The sequence below is a fragment of the Dactylosporangium sp. NBC_01737 genome (assembly GCF_035963215.1).
GTDB lineage: Bacteria > Actinomycetota > Actinomycetes > Mycobacteriales > Micromonosporaceae > Dactylosporangium.
In genome coordinates this window covers 6,995,697-7,012,548 of record NZ_CP109153.1, presented here as the reverse complement: position 1 = coordinate 7,012,548, position 16,852 = coordinate 6,995,697, and the positions used below count along the sequence as shown (strand labels likewise).

The window sequence follows — 16,852 nt, the reverse complement described above, 5'->3', positions numbered from 1 at the left end:
GCCGAACCTGGCAGGCGCCCACTGCCGTTCAGACCGTGCCTTCCGGGGCCTGCTGGTAGCCGGCCGGCCGGGTCGTGAACGTGCCACGGCCCTGCGTGCGGCTGCGCAGCCGGGTCGCGTAGCCGAACAGCTCCGCGAGCGGCACCGTCGCCGTCACCACGACCGTGCCGGCCCGGGTCGTGGAGTCCGTGACCCGGCCGCGGCGGGCCGCGAGATCGCCGAGGACCGCGCCGACGGTGTCGTCGGGAGCGGTCACGGTGACCTCCGCGACCGGTTCGAGCACCGCCATGGTGCTCTGCCGCAGCGCCTGCTGCAGGGCGAGCCGGCCGGCGGTGCGGAAGGCCAGCTCGGAGGAGTCCTTCGAGTGGGTCTGGCCGTCCACCAGCGTCACGTGTACCCCGGTGACCGGGTGACCGCCGAGGGGACCCTCCAGCAGCGCGTCGCGGCAGCCGGCCTCGACCGCCTTGACGTACTCCTTCGGGACCCGGCCGCCGACGACCGCCGAGTCGAACGCGAACGGCTCTTCGGACGTGGTGACGTCGATGAGCACGTGCGCGTACTGACCCGAGCCGCCGTCCTGCTTGACGTGGCGGTACAGCAGGCCGCTGACCCCCGCCACGACGGTTTCGCGGTAGGAGACCTGCGGACGGCCGACGTTGACGGTCAGGCCGTTCGCCTGGCGCAGCTTCTCCACGGCCACCTCCAGGTGCAGCTCACCCAGGCCGGACAGGACCGTCTGCCCGGTCTCGGGGTCGCTGCGCACCCGCAGCGACGGGTCCTCCTCGACGAGGCGGGCGAGGGCGACCGACAGCCGGTCGGTGTCGGTGGCCACGCGTGCCTCCACCGCCACGGAGACGACGGGTTCCGCGGTGACGGCGGCCTCCAGTACCAGCGGCGCGTCGGGCGCGCAGAGGGTGGTGCCGACCCTCGCGTGCTTGACGCCCACCACCGCGACGATGTCGCCCGCGGAGGCGTCGTCCAGCTCGGTGTGCCGGTCCGCCTGCACGTGCAGGATCCGGCTGACGCGTTCGGTGCGTCCGGTGCCGGTGTCGAGCACGGTGGCTCCCTTCGTGATCGTGCCGGAGTAGACCCGGACGTAGGTGAGGCGCCCGGTGGTGGCGGCGTGCACCTTGAAGACCAGGCCGGCGAACGGCGCGTCCGGGCTCGCCGGACGCTGCGGGTGGACGGGCGGGACGTCGAGCGGGGACGGCAGGTAGGCCACGACCGCGTCCAGGAGCGGTTCGATGCCCCGGTTCTTGTACGCGGAGCCGCACAGCACGACCACGCCGGCGCCGGAGCCGGTGATGTCGCGCAGCGCGTCACGCAGCGTGGCGTCCTTGAGCCCGTCGTTGGCGACGAACTCCTCCAGGGCACCGGCGTGCAGCTCGGCGACGGCCTCCTCCAGCAGGCGCCGGCGCCGCTCCATCTCGGCCGGGTCGGGGACCTCGACGACCGTCATGGCATCCCCGGTCCACGTGACGGCCCGGCGGGTGACCAGGTCGACGACGCCCGTGAACCGCTCCTCGGCGCCGATCGGCAGCTGGACGACCAACGGCGTGACGTGCAGCCGCGCCCCGATCGAGGCGGCCGCGGCGTCGAGGTCGGCGCCGGCGCGGTCGAGCTTGTTCACGAACGCGATGCGCGGCACCCCGTGCAGGTCGGCCTGCCGCCACACCGACTCGCTCTGCGGCTCGACCCCGGCGACCCCGTCGAACACGGCGACGGCGCCGTCGAGGACGCGCAGCGAGCGCTCCACCTCGGCGGAGAAGTCGACGTGCCCGGGCGTGTCGATGAGGTTGATCCGGTGGCCGTCCCAGGTACAACTGACGGCCGCGGCGAAGATCGTGATGCCCCGCTTGCGCTCCTGCGCGTCGAAGTCGGTGACGGTGGTGCCGTCGTGGACCTCGCCCTGCTTGTAGGTGGCGCCGGTGAGGAACAGGATCCGCTCGGTGGTGGTGGTCTTGCCGGCGTCGACGTGGGCGAGGATGCCGATGTTGCGGGTCTGGGACAGGTGATGGGTGCGCACGGCCTGCGGCCTTTCAGCGTGGTGTCTGAACAGGGCAGCGCGATTGCCCCACGCCGGTCACGGCGCCGGTGCGGCGTCGTGACATGAAGAGGCGCAGGGTCCAGCCGGTGCGGCCGCGCGGGCTCACACCAGCGGGCAGGAAGACACCAGGATCACCTCGTGCCGGGACCGGGGGATGACGACGGCGACGCGGTAACGCATGGCGGTCTCCCCTTCCCTCAGCACGACACAGAGATCATACCGGCGCCGCGCCAGTGACGGGAACCGCTTTTCGCCCCCGCAGCGCATAGACGCCGGCCAGGGCGGTGCCGACGCACAGCGACGCGGCGCTCAGCCCGAGCGACCAGTGCACGCCGATCGCGGCGCCGAGCAGCCCGACGGTGAAGCCGCTGCCGGCCCGCAGGCCGTTCGCGGACATCCCGTACACGCCGATGACCCGGCCCCGGTCCGCGGGCGGCGCGAGCAGCTGCACCACGGTCTGCCCGATCGACATCGACGCCAGGCTCGCCACGCCGCCGAGCAGGAGCAGGGCCACCGCGAGCGGGTAGCTGGTGGTGATCGCGAAGAACAGGCTGGTGACGCCGTAGACGGCGGTGCTGATCACGGCGGCGAGGACGGTCGGCCTGATCCGCCCGGTCGCCTCAAGGAGGATGCCGCCGATGACCCCGCCGGCGCCGTTGGCGAACAGCAGGACGCCGTAGGCGAGGCTGGCGCCGTCGACGCCCTCGCCGGTGGCGGCGCCGCCGGCACCCAGGTCCTGGGCGAAGATCGGCATCGCGGACTGCATCGACGCGCCGACGAAGAACGACCCGAGCCCGCCCAGGATGATCATGCTGACCAGGGTGTGGTTGCTGCCGACGGCCTTGAGCACGCGCACCGACTCCATCAGCCCGACCCTGGCCCGCGGTGCCCCGTGGTCGCGGGTGTGGCCGGTGAACCTGGTGCGGAACAGGAACAGCGTCAGCGGCAGGAAGAACAGCACGTTGACGAAGATGCCCGCGGTCGCACCGAGCCCGAGCAGCAGCGCCGAGCCGACGACCGGCCCGAACAGCACGCCGAGGCTGCGGAACGTGGCGTTGAGCCGGACCGCGCTGGGCAGCTCCTCGTCGCCGACGAAGTCGTGCAGCATCAGCTGCTCGCCCGGCCCCCACAGCGAGCCCGCGAGGCCGTGCAGCACCAGCAGTACACACGCGTGCCAGACCTGCAGGGTGCCGGTCAGGAACAGCACGCCCCACGCGACCGACACCGACGCGAACAGCAGCTGCGCGGCCTGGATGACCCGCCGGCAGTCGAACCGGTCGGCGAGGGACCCGAAGTACACGGAGAACAGCAGGAACGGCACCCAGTGGCTGATCACCTGGAACCCGGACAGCGCCGGGGAGTGGAACTTCTCCCACAGCATCCAGTAGGTGATCACGTGCTCGATGTTGTCGGCCATCATCGCCAGTGCCGCCCCGAACAGGTAGGGCCGGCAGTCCTTGTTGCGCAGCGCGGCGAACCTGCGGGGCGCCGCCTTGGCGATGGGCGCGGCGGTGGGGGCCTCGGCTTCTGTGTGGGTCTCGGCTCCGCAGGCTGCGCACATGGCCTCCAGCCTCCACCCACCCGGGTGCTTCCGCGCCCGCCGCGCACCGTGAAGTGATCACCGCCACGGTGCCGGGCCGAGGCCGAGCTCGACCAGCCTGCCGTCGGACCCGAGCAGGTGGGTGCCGCCGCCGGCGAAGCCGAGCCACAGATCGGGCGGGGCGGGCACCTCCGCGACCGGGGACAGCCCGCCGTCGCGGGCGACCCGCCAGACGGTCGGCACGGTATGGCGGGCGGACGCCGTGCTGAGGCAGATCCAGCCGTCCCCGTCGGGGTCGGCCCGCACGATCGGGACCGCCTCGCCGTGCGGGGTCGGCACCCTCCAGGCGACCGTGCCGTCCGGGCCCACGTAGGTCAGCCGCCGCGCCGCGACGCTGATCAGCGCCCCGTCGTCCACGGCGGCGTCGAGGACCGCGAACGTGGTCAGCGGCAGCCGCCAGAGCACGGTGCCGTCGCGGGCCAGACGCCGGGCGCTGCCCTTGCGGTCGGCGGCGAGCAGCGAGCCGTCGGCCCATCCGGCGAGGAACCTCCCGCCGCGCACGGTGAGCCGGGTGCCGCCGGTCTGCCCGAGCACCAGGCCGCCCTGCCGTTCGGTCACGACACCTGCGACCCGGCGGGCGCCGCCGGCGTCCGGCAGTGCGCGGACGTCGTGCACGTGCCGGATGTCCCGCCGCCGCCACCGAACGCCGCCCTCGGGGTCGAACCCGGCGACGCCCCGGTGCCAGGAGCCGACGACGATCTCGATCCCCGCGGGCCCGGTCGTCACCGCGACCGAGTCCGACGACCTGGTTTCCGCGCCGTCGCCGGGGATCGCGTCGAACCGCGAGCGCAGCTCACCCGGCCCGGCCCACACCGACACGCTCCCGGCGTCGTCGACGGTGGCGTAGCAGCCGCCGGGCCCCTCGGCGACCGCGACGAACCGCCCCGCCGGTGCGCGGTCAGGCGATGGCAACCAGCACCGCTTGCCCGGCGGCCGCGGCGGTGCCGTAGAACCGGCGCAGCTCGGCGAGCTGCGGCGCCAGGAAGGCCTCGACGTCGTCCGGGCCGAGTGCCAGCGCGCTCGGGTAGATGTCGGCGGCGGCCATCGCGGCCGGGTCGAACCGGGCGCGCAGCGCGCCGACGTCCACCGTGTCCAGCGCGGCGGCGACCCGGCGGACCGCGGCCGGGTCGAACAGCCGGGCCGGGCCGTAGCCGCCGTCCTGGCCGATCTCGGTGCCGCCGAGGACCGCCTCGCCGGCGCCTTCGGTGACCTCCCACGCGGTGCCGGTGAGCAGGAAGTGCACGGCGTGCCAGGACTTGTCCAGGTCGAGGTCGGGCTCGGGCATCTCGGCGTCGTCGTCGAGGTCGCCGTAGAGCAGCTCGTCGACGGCCTCGGGGTCCTCGAGCACCGCCCGCAGCTCGCCGGCCGTCAACCGGCGCCCGATCAGCTCCATCCCCATGGGTCAGTAGTATGCCGCGATGGATTTCGTCCGTGGGGCCGGCTGGGCGCTCGCCGGTCTGGCGGTGACACTGGTGCCGGCCTGCGTCGCCGGGGTGCTCGGCGGGCACCAGGGCATCGGGTGGATGGTCGGCGGGATCCTGCTCGCCGTGGCCGCCGCGGTGGCCGGGTGGTGGGTCTACACGTCCGCCGCCGCGGACTACAACTGGCTCGGCTCGCGCGGCGTCGGGATCTGCCTGGCCGCGTTCACGCTCGGCGCCGCGTTCTCGATCTGCCCGCTGTACATGTCGGCCAACGGCATCCCCGCGGTCGGGCAGGTCAGCTCGGTCGAGCCCGCCGGCGGGGACGACGCGACCCACCCCGACATCGTGCTCGCCGGCCGGGGAGAGCTGCGGTACCCGGCCGAGGAGCGCAGCCGGGTCGGCGACTCCGTCCGCATCCGCTACGACCCGCACGGCTGGTTCGTCACGACAGGCCCCGACCCGTGGGGCTTCATCGGCGGCGTCGTCGGCACGTTCGCGGCCCTCGGCGCGGCCGGGACCGCGGCATGCGGCGCCCTCGGCGTCATCGGCACCCACCGCCGCACCCGGCGGAACGTGCCGTGACCGCGCCCGCTCAGCAGGTCGGTGGCGCGGCCTCGAGCAGGCGGGTCAGCCGCCGGTGTGAGCGTCGCGCCGCGGCCGCCCGAACGCCTGCGGGGCGTCGGCATCGGGTCAGAGCGGGTGCAGGGGGAGGCGGACCTCGGCGGTGACGCCGCCGCCCCGGGTCTCGTGCAGCGTGATGGTGCCCTGGTGGCGGTCCAGGACCGCGCGGCTGGTGGCGAGGCTGAGGCCCAGGCCGGGGATGCCGAGGTCGCGGACGCGGGAACTGCGCTGGAAGCGTTCGAAGACCTCGTCGAGCTCGTCGGGCGGGATGCCGATGCCGGTGTCGGTGACGGTGAGGCAGGCGTGGCCGGCGGTGGTGGTGAGTGTGACGGTGACGTCGCCGCCGGGGTGGCTGTAGGTGACAGCGTTGCCGACCAGGGCGCGGAGGACCTCGCGGATGCGGGTCTCGTCGGCGTCGACGAGCAGTGCGTCGGGCGTGTCGGACCGGACGTGCACCTGCCGCTCGAACGGGCCCGCCGTGGCGTGGCGGACCGCGACGGCGAGGTCGAAGGTGGTGCGGTGCAGCACGACGTGGCCGCTGTCGAGGGCGGCGAGGTCCAGCAGGGCGTTGATGATGTGGCGGAGCCGGTCGCTGTTGCGGGTGACGGCCTCGAGGAGCTCCCGCGCGTCGCCGGGCAGCTCGTCGCCGAACGCGCAGAGCAGGTCGGTGCACGCGGCGATCGACGTCAGCGGCGTGCGCAGCTCGTGGCCGACCAGCCGGACGTACTCGTGGCGGCTGCGCGCCAGCAGCAGCGCGAGGCCCTCGGCGCGGCGACGCTGCAGGTGCTGGCCGAACTGGGCGGCGATCCCGCTGAGCATCACCGAGAGCATGTCGTTGGGCTGCTCGGCGGCGTTGGAGCACAGCACGAGCGTGCCGAGGCGGTCCTCGCCGCTGCGGACCGGCACGACGACCGCGGAGCGCAGCACGAGGTCCGCGGTCGGGTCCTGCACGAGCAGGCCCGCGCCGTCGATGTCGTCGGCCCACACTCCCCCGCAGCGCCCGGGCCAGCGGCATCTCCTCCGGGGTGTACGGGCGGCCGTCCGGGTGCCGGACGTTGCAACGGTCGGCCCAGTCCTGGGGCCCGGTGCCGATGACGTCGGGATCCGGCCCGACGGTGAAGCTGCGCAGCGCCCAGTTGAGCAGCACCAGGCGCCCCTGCTGGTCGCAGGCGACGACGCCGATGTCCAGGCTGTCCAGCAGCGCGTCGAGGAACGCGCGCTGCTCCTCCACGGCGGCGTGGCGGCGGGCGTCGGCGGCGTTGGCGCCGCCGAGCAGTTCCGCGAACAGCTGCGCGGCGTTGTCGACGGTGGACAGCTGCGCCACCGTCCACTCGTGCGGCTCGTACATGGCGACGGAGACGACCCCGAGGACCAGGCCGTCCTCGTCGGCGACGGGGAAACCCGCGTATGCCCGGATCCCGTGCACCAGCACCGGGTCGGTGCCGGCGAACCGGGCGTCGGCCGCGGTGTCACGGGCGATGAACGGCAGGCCGGTGATGACGACCTCACGGCACAGCGACGCCGACAGCGGGATCTCGAACGCGCCGCCGTCGGAGGTCCCGCCGCCGGCGCAGCCGAGCATGACCTGGCTGTCGGCGGTGACCAGCGACACCACGGACACGGGCACCCCGGCCGCCTCGACGACCATGTCGGCGAGGCGCTGCACCGACGGCTGCCAGCTCGCCAAGTTGGCGCGGGCACGCCCGACCGCAGCCAGCCGGCGCCGCGCCGCGAGCTGTCCCGTGTCCGTCCTACCGCTCATACGTCAGCCTCCGCACCTACTCTTTGTAGCGTCTGCCCTACTCTGGGTGTTCCCCCCGGGAACGGGAAATCACCTGGGAACGGGCGACCAGTGGGCGGGGGGTGTTCTGCTGGGCGTACCAGAGGCAGAACATGAGCACGGTCCAGATCTTGCGCGAATGGTCGCCGTCGCCGCGCCGGTGCGCCGCGAGCAGGCGCTGGGCGTGGCGGAGGTCCAGCAGGTGGTCCACGCCGGCGTCGGCGATGACGTCACCGGCCCAGGCGCCGATGTCGCCGCGCAACCAGACCCTGGTCGGGGTGGGGAAGCCGAGCTTGCGGCGGTCGACGACGGCGTCCGGCACGATGCCGCGCATCGCCTCGCGGAGCGCGAACTTCGTGGTCTTCGCCAGCTTCAGCGACGTCGGCAGCGCCGCGGCGGCGGCGTAGACCGCACGGTCCAGGAACGGCACCCGCAGCTCCAGGGAGTGCGCCATCGAGATCCGGTCGGCCTTGGTGAGGATGTCCCCGGGCAGCCAGGTGTGCAGGTCGACGTACTGCATGGCGGCGACGTCGTCCAGGTCGGCCGCCGCCTCGTACAGCGGGCCCGTGACCGTCGTGTGCGGCTCGGCCGGGCCGCGCATGAGGCGGGCCTTCTCAGCGGGGCCGAAGATGCGGGCGTTGCCGTAGTAGCGCTCCCCGATCGGCGTGGTCGCCCGTTCCAGGAAGCTCTTGCCGCGCACCCCCTCGGGCATCACCGCCGACACGGCCCGCAGCCCCCGGCGCAGCGGCGCGGGCAGGGCGGCGACGCCGGCGAGCGCGGCCGGCTCCCGGTAGATCTCGTAGCCGGCGAACAGCTCGTCCGCGCCCTCCCCCGACAGCACCACCGTGACGTCGCGGGCGGCGGTGCGGGCCAGGAAGTACAGCGGCACGACCGCCGGGTCGGCGACGGGGTCGTCGAGGTGCCACACGATGCGCGGCAGCGCCGCGATCACGTCCGCCTCGTGGACCAGGGTCGCGGTCAGCTGGACGCCGAGCGCCGCCGCGGTCTCCGACGCCGCCTCGACCTCGCTGTAGCGCTCGTCGTCGAAGCCGACGGTGTACGTGCGGATCCCCGGACGCTTCTCCCGGGCCAGCGCCACCACGGCGGTCGAGTCGATGCCACTGGACAGGAACGCGCCGAGCGGCACCTCGGACTGCAGGTGGGCGTGGACGCTGTCGCGCAGCGCGTCGCGCACCGCGGCGATCGCGTCCTGCGCGGGCCGCACCGCCGGCCGCAGCGAGTGCCGGAAATACGCCTCGATGGCCGGTGGGGTACCCGGTGTCCATGTCAGCGTGTGGCCGGCCTCGAGCCGCCGCACCGACGGGTGCAGCGTGGCCGGCTCCGGCACGTACTGCAGCGTCAGGTAGTGCGACAGCGCCACCGTGTCGACCCGGGTCGAGGCGCCGGCGAACGGCAGCAGCGCCTTCTTCTCGCTGGCCAGGTACAGCCCGTCCGCGGTCTGCAGGTGGTAGAGCGGTTTGATGCCGAACGGGTCGCGGATCGCGTGGACGACGCCGGTCGCCCGGTCGCGCAGGACGGCCGCGAACATGCCCCGCAGCCGGTGCACCGCGGTCGGCCCCCAGTGGTGGAACGCGGCGGCGAGGACCTCCGCCTCGCCTTCGGTGCTGAAGTCCGCGCCGTGGTCGCGGATCAGCTCGGCGCGCAACTGGCGGAAGTTGTACAGTTCGCCGTTGAACACCACGGTCCAGCCGCCCCAGGACACCGGCTGGTGGCTGTGGGCGACGTCAACGATGGCGAGGCGCTGGAACCCGAACGCCGCGCCGCTGTCCACGTGCAGCGAGGTCTCGTCGGGCCCGCGGTGGCGCAGGAGGTCCAACGCCGCGGCGAGCTCTTCCGTCGCCACCGTGCCGTCCGTGCTCACGAACACCAGGAATCCACACATGGCGGTGAAGGTAGGGAGCCGGTCGTTGGGAACTGATGAAGAACCATGGGCCGGATCGAAATCCGGCCGAGGTTTCGCAGGTTCTTCACACTCCGCGCGCGACAATGATCGGCGATGAGCGCACGGATCCTGGTCGCCGACGACGACCCGAAGCAGGCAGAGCTGATCCGGCTGTACCTGGAGCGGGACGGTCACAGCGTGCTGACCGTCCCCAACGGGCGGCTGGCGCTGGAGCAGTGCCGGTCCCGCCGGCCCGACCTGCTGGTCCTGGACGTGATGATGCCGCTCGTCGACGGCCTCGACGTGTGCCGGATCATCCGCGCCGAGTCCACCGTGGCGATCCTGCTGGTGACGGCCCGCTCGACCGAGGACGACCTGCTGCTCGGCCTGGACCTCGGCGCCGACGACTACATGACGAAGCCGGTCAGCCCGCGGGAGCTGGCGGCGCGGGTGCGGGCGCTGCTGCGCCGCTCCGGCATCGGCAGCCCCGGGCACCAGCAGGTGCTGCGCGTCGGCGACCTGGTGGTGGACGCGGGCCGCTTCGAGGTCCGCCTCGACGACGCCGTGGTGGTGCTCACCGCAAAGGAGTTCGGCATCCTCGAACTGCTGGCCGGCGAGCCCGGCCGGGTCTTCACCCGCGGCGAGATCATCAACCGGGTCTTCGGCTTCGAGCGCGACGTCTCCGAGCGCACCGTCGACGCCCACGTCGTCAACCTCCGCCGCAAGATCGAGTCCGACCCGGCCGAGCCGCGCTACGTGCAGACGGTGTACGGCCGAGGCTACCGGCTGAACGAGGCCGCATGAAAGCGTCAGCTCAGGCCGGCGCCGGAGCGTGACGGCATGAGCTTTCGCATCCGCGTGTTCGCCCTGGTGCTGCTGATCGCGGTCACCGCGATCGGCCTGACCGCCTGGCTCAGCGTCCGGCTCACCGCCGGGCAGTTCGCCGAGTCGCAGCAGACCGCGACCCGCAACGAGCTCAGCACCGTGGACACCTTCCGCACCTACGCCTTGCGGCACGGCACCTGGGCCGGCATCGACAAGGTGGTGCAGCGGCTGTCGAGCACCAACCAGCAGCGGATCCGCCTGACCAACCTCTACGGCCAGGTGACCGTCGACACCGACCACCTGGCCAACCGGGCGGCCCGCCCCGTGATCACCTCACCGGCGCTGATCGACCCGCGCCCGACGCTGGTCTTCCCGCCGGCCGAACTGGCCGCGCAGGCGTCGCCGGGGGTCGAGGCGAAGGTCGGCAACCGGCTGGAGGCGGTGACCCTGCAGAACATCGTCGAGTACCGGCAGACCGTGCTCTTCGCCCGGTGCCTCACCGACCTGTTCGCCACGCCGCCGACGCTGACCACCAACCGGTACGGCATCCCGGTCGGCAACGGCAAGACCGACGACCTCGGCTGCGGCGAGCAGGTCCGGGAAGCCGTCGCCGTGGACGCGGAGGGCGACATGTCCTACGTCGTCACCTGCCGCGGCGAGAAGGACACCGCGTCGTGCCTGACAAAGGCGTTCGGCGAACGGGTCGCCTCCTTCGCACCCGAGCCGCTGCAGCTGTTCCTCGGCGCCCGCGAGGACGACGCGGTGACCCTCATCGGCCGGCCGGGGCTGATCGCCGGCGGCGGCGTCCTGTTCCTGGTCATCCTCGGTACGGCGATCATCGCCCGGCACGTGAGCCGGCCGGTGCGCGACCTCACCGCCGCGTCCCGGCGCCTCGCCGACGGGGACCTCGACGCGCGGGTGACGTCCGTCGGGCGGGACGAGCTCGGGCAGCTGTCGGAGTCGTTCAACCGGATGGCGGCGGCGGTGCAGGCCGCCGAGCAGGCCCAGCGCCGCCTGGTCGCCAGCGTCGCCCACGAGCTGCGCACGCCGCTGTCGAACCTGCTCGGCTACCTGGAGGCGCTGCAGGACGGCCTGGTCGCGCCGAGACGGGAGCTGTTCGCCTCGCTGCACGACGAGGCCGTCCTGCAGCGGCGCATCCTCGACGACCTGCAGGACCTGACCCTGGCGGAGGCGGGGCATCTCACGTACCGCCGCAGCGACTTCGACGTCGCCGACCTCGTCGACACCGCCCGGGTCGCGCACCTGGCCGTCGCCGAGGCCGCCGGCGTCCGGCTGACCGCGGCGACCGCCGGGCCGCTGCCCGTGCACGCCGACCACGACCGGCTCCGGCAGGTGCTCGGCAACCTCATCGGCAACGCCATCCGGTACACCGACCGCGGCGGGGAGGTGACCCTGCGCGCGTTTCCCGACGGGGACCGCGTCGCGGTCGAGGTCCGCGACACCGGCTGCGGCATCGCCCCGGCCGACCTGCCGTTCGTGTTCCAGCGCTTCTGGCGCGCCGACCCGGCCCGCGACCGCGCGACCGGCGGCAGCGGGCTCGGCCTGACCATCGCCCGGCAGATCGTCCGCGACCACGACGGCGACCTGGCCGTGCAGAGCGTCGTGGGAGAGGGTTCCACGTTCCGCTTCACCCTCCCCCACTGAGCTTTGACGTCAGGTCGTGACGCGGAACGTGGCGTCGGCGCGCGCCTGTGCCGTGCTGATCGGGTCCAGCTTCAACAGGTAGCCGTAGTGCCGGATGTAGCGGTCGGTGTGGTTGTACGACTGGAACGACGACCACGATGCGTCGGCCAGACCGGCGACCTGCCGGAACGTGGCGTCGGCGGCGAACGTCGAGGTGCCGTCGTTGGCGGCGAGGACGAAGTCGTACGAGGAGTGCCGCAGGAAGTACCCGGGGTAGTTCACCGACTCGAACGACACGTACCCGGACGTGTTCGCCAGACCCGGCACGATCCGGAACTGCGCGTCCTGCGCGGGGCTCACCGAAGCGTCGATGCGGACGTCGAAGTTGCTGTGCCGCACGTACCGGTCCTGGTAGTTGTACGACTGGATGCGGTTGACGGCGGAGGTCGTGCCCCACTTCGTCAGGACCCGGGTCTCCTCGGCGGCGGTCAGGTTGAGGATCGAGCCGTGCCGCTTGCGGTCGGTGCCGAGGCTGTAGTCGGTGCGGGTGCGGAAGTTGGCGGTGCTGCCCAGGTTCGTCGAGCTGATCGGCATGTAGCCGCGGCCGGTGGCGTACTGGTCGAGCCAGAGGTTCCACTCGTTGCGGCCGTTGAACTGCGCCCACATCGGGCCCTCGACGACGTTGCCACCGGTGGCGCCGTTGGAGATGCCCATGTGCGACAGGTTGCCGATCGTGGTCCAGGTACCGAGGATCGTGTTGCTGCCCTCGACCGTGATCTGGCCGTCGGCGGAGGCGCGGTAGTACCGGTAACCGCCGACACTGCCGGGCACCTCGACGATCTGCGTGTCGATGACGCCCTGGCCGGTGCCGCGCTCCAGGTACAGCTGCGGCGCGGTGAACGTGCGGAAGTCGCTGGTGCGCACGTAGAAGATCCGGTGCTTGGTCACGCCGTTGCGGGCCGAGTTCGTCGCCCAGTACACGACGTAGTCGTTGGTCGCCGGGTTCCAGATCGCCTCGGGCGCCCACGCGTCACCGGCGCCGGTGATGCCGCCCGCGACGTTGATCAGCCACGGCGCGGACCACGTCACCAGGTCGCGGGACTCCCACACGACCAGCGAGGTGCTGCCGCGGCTGGACGCGTCGCCCCACGAAGTGCCGGACGCGATGCGCAGGTCGGTCGCGATGATCCAGTACCGGTCACCGGCGGGCGAGCGGACGATGGCGGGGTCGCGCACGCCGCGGGTGCCCACAGTGGACAGCAGCACCGGGCCGCTGCCGTTGAGGTCGTTCCAGTGCAGGCCGTCCTTGCTGTGGGCGAGGTAGATCTGCTCACCGTTGGCGGTCTCACCGGTGAAGTGCACCATCAGGTATCCGGTGAACGGGTCCAGCGCGTTGGCCTTCTCCGGTGCGGTCACCGACCAGGACGCGAAGATCAGCAGGGCGAGCGCGAGGAACGTGCCCATCCTTCTCGGCATAGATGTCTCCTGATTTCAGAGGGTAGGCACGACGGGTTGGATGGTGCCGTCGGCGTTGAACTGCATCCGGTCGATGGCGGTCTCGCGGTTGGTGCCGTTGCCGGCGGGCACGGCGAAGCGGTGGTAGGCGATGTACCAGACGTCGGTGCCGGGCGCCCGCACGACCGAGTGGTGCCCGGTCCCCCGGATCCCCTGATCCAGGCGCTTGCTCAGCACGACCCCGCGGTTGGTCCACGGTCCCTGCGGCGACGGCCCGGTGGCGTACGCGACGCGGTAGTCCTCGCTGCGCGTGTCGTTCTCCGACCACATGAAGTAGTAGGTGCCGTTGCGCTTGAACACGAACGGCGCCTCGTTGTAGCCGGACGGGGTGATCGTGCGGACCTGCGCCGGGTCGAACGAGATCATGTCGCTGTTCAGCGGGACCGTGCGGGCGACGCCCTGCCCCCAGTACAGGTAGGACCGGCCGTCGTCGTCGGTGAACACCGCCGGGTCGATGACCTGCCCGCCCGGGAACTGCCCGCTGGTCACCAGGGGGCGGCCCAGTGCGTCGCGGAACGGCCCGGTCGGTGAGGCGGACACCGCGACACCGAGCTGCTTGGCGGTGTTGCCGGTGGCGAGTCCGCCGCTGAAGTACAGGTAGTACCGGCCGCCGGCGGTCGCGATGGACGGCGCCCAGGCGGAGTTGTCCGCCCACGACACGTCCGGCGCGAGGTCCAGGATCACGCCGTGGTCGGTCCAGGTGACCAGGTCCGTGGAGGAGAACGCCTTGTAGTAGGTGCCGCTCCAGCCCGCGTACCCGTCGGTGGTCGGGTACAGGTAGTAGCGCCCGCCGAAGCTGGCGATCTGCGGGTCCGCGAACAGGCCGGGGATCACCGGGTTGCGGGCCGTCTTCGGCGCCCAGGCCGTGGTGATCCGGAAGGAGCTGTCGGCCACCGCCCCGACCTGGTCCAGCCACAGTGCGAAGTCCCGGTGCCGGATCCGCCGGGACGGGTAGTTGTAGGAGACCAGGGACACGGTGCCGGCCCGGTCGCCGTCGGCCGCGCAGAAGGTGGCGTCCGCGCGGAAGGTCGGGTCACCGGTGTTGGCGTCGATCCGCAGCCGCCAGTCGCGGTGCCGCAGGAACAGCCCGCTCCTGGTCTGGAACGAGTAGCAGCCGGGCGAGGCGAGGCCGTTGACGACGGTGAGGGTGGCGTCCGCCTTCACCTGGGCGGTGCTGGCGGCGGTGACCGGGTCGAGGCGGCCGAGGGAGTCGAGGTGCCGGACGAACCGGCCGGGGTAGTTGACGGACTCCAGCGACACGGCGCCGGTCGGCACGGTGGCCGCGGCGGCCGGCGCGCCGGTGAGCGCCACGACGACGCCCGCAGCTGTGACGGACAGTACCGTCATCGCGGCTATCCGCATTTGTCCTGCTCGATGTTAGCGCTCACACGACTCCCCTGATTTGGCGGCGTTGAATGTTTCCGGAGTATGACGAAGTGTTGACGCCCATGACAGTGATGTCAAGAACTCCGTCGATGGCCGGCCGGCCCCACGACCGCTGTGATCGCTCACAGCGGTTGCGCCGGTCGCAACACCGACACCCACCGGCGCCAAATGATCAATACAGTGCAGCCATGTTCGACAACCGCCGGATCCGCAAGCACGGCCTCACCGCACAGGCGCTGGTGTTGTCCGCGAAGGAACACTCGACGTTCAGCTCCAACGAGAAGCCCCGGTACGACTTCGTGCTGGAGGTCCGGCCGCAGGATCGAGCCCCGTTCCAGGCGCAGGTCCGGCAGGCGTTCTACATCGCCGAGCGCAAGCCGGTCGAGGCGGACGTGGTCCAGGTGAAGTACGAGCCCTCCACCCTGAAGGTCATCTTCGACCTGGAAGGCGACCCGCGCTTCGACCTCGAGGCGATGAACAGCCGCACCAACCAGCTCAACTGGGAGACCAACCGGCTGCGCGAGACCGGCGCCGCCGCGTCGTTTGCGGCCCAGCCGCCGGACCGGGTCGAGGCGTTGCAGCGCCTGGCCGGGCTGCACGCCTCCGGCGCGATCTCCGACGTCGAGTTCGCGGCCCTCAAGGCGGAGATCCTCAAGGGCCTGTGACCGGCCGCTAGAGTTCCATTTAGTCACGCATTGTCAGAACTACTCGCAGTAACTCACAGGGCACTTCTGGCGATATCTGCTGGTCCGCCCGGATGGCCGACAGCAGGGCCTGCCACCCGGTGACATGATCGCCGGCGTGCTGGTCCACGACGCGTCGCGATGGCCGGTCCTCGCGTTCGCCTCGGTGCACGTGCTGGGCCTGCTCACCCACCATCCAGTGCCATGGTCGGCAACCCTCACGGCGGCGTCACTGCTCGTGGTCACCGCCGCCACGGTACGAGCGTCGACCGGCACCCTGCGCACCGTCGCCCTGCCGTCCGGGCTGACGGCCGTGGCCGGCCTGGTCGCCGAGGTCGAGTACCGCGGCGGCGGCGTCGGCTGGCCCTTCTTCCTCACCGAAGCCCCCGCCGGCACGACCCAGGCACGCCTCGAGGCGGCACTGCTCACGCTCGCGGTCCTCGGCCTCTCCGCCGCCGCCCTGCTCCCCGAGCACGGCACCGAGGAACACCTGCGGGGCCGGCTCCGGACCTGGTACGCCGACCGCCGCACCACGGTCCTCGACCTGCTGGAACCCCCACCGGCACCCGACCCGGCCACCGGCGCCCCGGTCGTGCTCGACCTCGGCCTCCTGACACCGCACCCGACCACCCCGCCCCCGTCCCGGTCGCTCCCGTTCCACCAGCGCTCGGACCACCAGCGCTCGGACCACCAGCGCTCGGACCACCAGCGCTCGGACCACCAGCGCTCGGACCATCCACGCCGGGACCCGGACCCGTCGCCGCCGGGCCAGGAGCCGGATCGGTGGCGGTCGCGCCGGAGCCCGGACTGGTGGCGGTCACGGCTGGTGGCGGCCGGCACCGTCGGTGCGACCGTGCTCGCCGTGGCGGTCGCGACCCGGCCGCTCTGGACGCGGGACCACTTCGGTCAGATCCCGCTCGCCGCCTCCCGCGACGGCGCCGGCCTGCTCCTGGCCGTCGTGCCACCCCTGCTCGCCGCGGCCGCCGGCACCGTGGCCGTCTGCCGGAGCCTACGCACGTCACGCCGCGGCACGGCACTCGCGGCGCTGGCCCTCGTCGCGCTCACCGTGCCGGTCGCCTGGGCCCGCGGCGGCGAGCCCCGGTTCAGCCCCGAACCGCCGCCGTCACAGGTCCTGCACGTCGCGACGCTCACCGAGTACGTCCACCGACCCGACCCCGGCCTGCTGCCACCACGCCTGGTCCACCCGTCTCCGCCCGCACACCCGTCTCCGCCGCCGGACGCCACGGACGTCACCGCCCGGGACGACGCCGGCTGGTGGATCAACCCGCTCGACTGGGACGAGGTCAGCGACGGCGTCCTGACCGGCGTCGCCCTCGCCGCGTTCCTCGCCCTCACCGCGGCCCTCCTCCCGCCACCACGCCGCCCAGACCTGCGACCCTGAGTCCCCGCTGCCGCGCTGCGCCGTT

General features: G+C 72.6%; 14 protein-coding genes and 1 pseudogene. 6 read left to right on the top strand and 9 right to left on the bottom strand.

Going from position 1 to position 16,852, the window contains the following annotated elements; genetic code table 11:
• Positions 1 to 28 precede the first annotated feature (28 nt).
• Positions 29 to 1,993 carry an elongation factor G gene (gene fusA, locus OHA72_RS31650; protein ID WP_442788753.1) on the bottom strand — a complete coding sequence of 655 codons (1,965 nt, stop codon included), beginning with the start codon at positions 1,991 to 1,993 and terminating at the stop codon, positions 29 to 31.
• On the opposite strand from fusA, the gene OHA72_RS31645 reads away from it, so the two are divergent.
• Positions 1,898 to 2,113, top strand: a complete 216-nt coding sequence (locus tag OHA72_RS31645) for a hypothetical protein (protein WP_327011964.1) — start codon at positions 1,898 to 1,900, stop codon at positions 2,111 to 2,113. The two genes, fusA and OHA72_RS31645, sit on opposite strands and share 96 nt — an antisense overlap.
• Before the next feature lie 148 nt (positions 2,114 to 2,261).
• On the opposite strand, the gene OHA72_RS31640 is transcribed toward OHA72_RS31645, so the two are convergent.
• From OHA72_RS31640 to OHA72_RS31630, 3 genes are read right to left on the bottom strand one after another with little or no spacing between them, the layout of a single operon-like run.
• Positions 2,262 to 3,608 carry an MFS transporter gene (locus OHA72_RS31640; RefSeq protein ID WP_326999683.1) on the bottom strand — a complete coding sequence of 449 codons (1,347 nt, stop codon included), beginning with the start codon at positions 3,606 to 3,608 and terminating at the stop codon, positions 2,262 to 2,264.
• A gap of 57 nt (positions 3,609 to 3,665) precedes the next feature.
• The gene (locus OHA72_RS31635; RefSeq protein WP_326999682.1) at positions 3,666 to 4,559 is read right to left on the bottom strand and encodes a hypothetical protein; all 894 of its coding nucleotides are present in this window, start codon (positions 4,557 to 4,559) and stop codon (positions 3,666 to 3,668) included.
• Entirely contained in the window at positions 4,546 to 5,046 is a 501-nt protein-coding gene (locus tag OHA72_RS31630; RefSeq protein WP_326999681.1) for a YfbM family protein, read from the bottom strand. The genes OHA72_RS31635 and OHA72_RS31630 overlap by 14 nt, the downstream gene beginning before the upstream one ends.
• A 19-nt stretch (positions 5,047 to 5,065) precedes the next feature.
• On the opposite strand from OHA72_RS31630, the gene OHA72_RS31625 reads away from it, so the two are divergent.
• Positions 5,066 to 5,650, top strand: coding sequence for a hypothetical protein (locus OHA72_RS31625; protein ID WP_326999680.1), 585 nt, complete (start codon positions 5,066 to 5,068; stop codon positions 5,648 to 5,650).
• A gap of 108 nt (positions 5,651 to 5,758) precedes the next feature.
• Here OHA72_RS31625 and OHA72_RS31620 read toward each other — a convergent pair whose 3' ends face one another.
• From OHA72_RS31620 to asnB, 3 genes and pseudogenes are all read right to left on the bottom strand, one after another.
• Entirely contained in the window at positions 5,759 to 6,676 is a 918-nt protein-coding gene (locus OHA72_RS31620; protein ID WP_326999679.1) for a sensor histidine kinase, read from the bottom strand.
• Between the two features lie 349 nt (positions 6,677 to 7,025).
• Positions 7,026 to 7,337: pseudogene (locus OHA72_RS64945) on the bottom strand (GAF domain-containing protein); the annotation flags it as partial.
• 151 nt (positions 7,338 to 7,488) lie between these two features.
• Positions 7,489 to 9,372: an asparagine synthase (glutamine-hydrolyzing) gene (asnB, locus tag OHA72_RS31615; protein ID WP_326999678.1), complete on the bottom strand. Its 1,884-nt coding sequence runs from the start codon at positions 9,370 to 9,372 to the stop codon at positions 7,489 to 7,491.
• A 114-nt stretch (positions 9,373 to 9,486) separates the two neighbouring features.
• On the opposite strand from asnB, the gene OHA72_RS31610 reads away from it, so the two are divergent.
• Positions 9,487 to 10,176 (top strand): response regulator transcription factor, encoded by a 690-nt coding sequence (locus OHA72_RS31610; protein WP_326999677.1) that lies wholly within the window; start codon positions 9,487 to 9,489, stop codon positions 10,174 to 10,176.
• A gap of 36 nt (positions 10,177 to 10,212) precedes the next feature.
• Positions 10,213 to 11,862: a HAMP domain-containing sensor histidine kinase gene (locus OHA72_RS31605; protein WP_326999676.1), complete on the top strand. Its 1,650-nt coding sequence runs from the start codon at positions 10,213 to 10,215 to the stop codon at positions 11,860 to 11,862.
• A gap of 9 nt (positions 11,863 to 11,871) precedes the next feature.
• Here the strand turns inward: OHA72_RS31605 and OHA72_RS31600 are convergent, their stop codons facing one another.
• A complete protein-coding gene (locus OHA72_RS31600; RefSeq protein WP_326999675.1) occupies positions 11,872 to 13,317 on the bottom strand; it encodes a glycoside hydrolase family 43 protein in 1,446 nt (481 codons plus the stop codon).
• A gap of 15 nt (positions 13,318 to 13,332) precedes the next feature.
• Positions 13,333 to 14,703 carry a family 43 glycosylhydrolase gene (locus OHA72_RS31595; protein ID WP_326999674.1) on the bottom strand — a complete coding sequence of 457 codons (1,371 nt, stop codon included), beginning with the start codon at positions 14,701 to 14,703 and terminating at the stop codon, positions 13,333 to 13,335.
• Positions 14,704 to 14,930: 227 nt separating this feature from the next.
• Here OHA72_RS31595 and OHA72_RS31590 point away from each other — a divergent pair, with 227 nt between their 5' ends.
• Together OHA72_RS31590 and OHA72_RS31585 are read left to right on the top strand one after the other, a co-directional pair.
• Entirely contained in the window at positions 14,931 to 15,407 is a 477-nt protein-coding gene (locus OHA72_RS31590; protein ID WP_326999673.1) for an SHOCT domain-containing protein, read from the top strand.
• 136 nt (positions 15,408 to 15,543) lie between these two features.
• Entirely contained in the window at positions 15,544 to 16,827 is a 1,284-nt protein-coding gene (locus tag OHA72_RS31585) for a hypothetical protein (RefSeq protein ID WP_326999672.1), read from the top strand.
• Positions 16,828 to 16,852 lie beyond the last annotated feature (25 nt).

Coding starts and splice junctions, on each gene's coding strand:
- OHA72_RS31630 (WP_326999681.1), bottom strand. CDS start 5,046: ATGGGGATGGAGCTGATCGGGCGCCGGTTGACGGCCGGCGAGCTGCGG.
- OHA72_RS31590 (WP_326999673.1), top strand. CDS start 14,931: ATGTTCGACAACCGCCGGATCCGCAAGCACGGCCTCACCGCACAGGCG.
- OHA72_RS31595 (WP_326999674.1), bottom strand. CDS start 14,703: ATGACGGTACTGTCCGTCACAGCTGCGGGCGTCGTCGTGGCGCTCACC.
- OHA72_RS31625 (WP_326999680.1), top strand. CDS start 5,066: ATGGATTTCGTCCGTGGGGCCGGCTGGGCGCTCGCCGGTCTGGCGGTG.
- asnB (WP_326999678.1), bottom strand. CDS start 9,372: ATGTGTGGATTCCTGGTGTTCGTGAGCACGGACGGCACGGTGGCGACG.
- OHA72_RS31600 (WP_326999675.1), bottom strand. CDS start 13,317: ATGCCGAGAAGGATGGGCACGTTCCTCGCGCTCGCCCTGCTGATCTTC.
- OHA72_RS31605 (WP_326999676.1), top strand. CDS start 10,213: ATGAGCTTTCGCATCCGCGTGTTCGCCCTGGTGCTGCTGATCGCGGTC.
- OHA72_RS31640 (WP_326999683.1), bottom strand. CDS start 3,608: ATGTGCGCAGCCTGCGGAGCCGAGACCCACACAGAAGCCGAGGCCCCC.
- OHA72_RS31610 (WP_326999677.1), top strand. CDS start 9,487: ATGAGCGCACGGATCCTGGTCGCCGACGACGACCCGAAGCAGGCAGAG.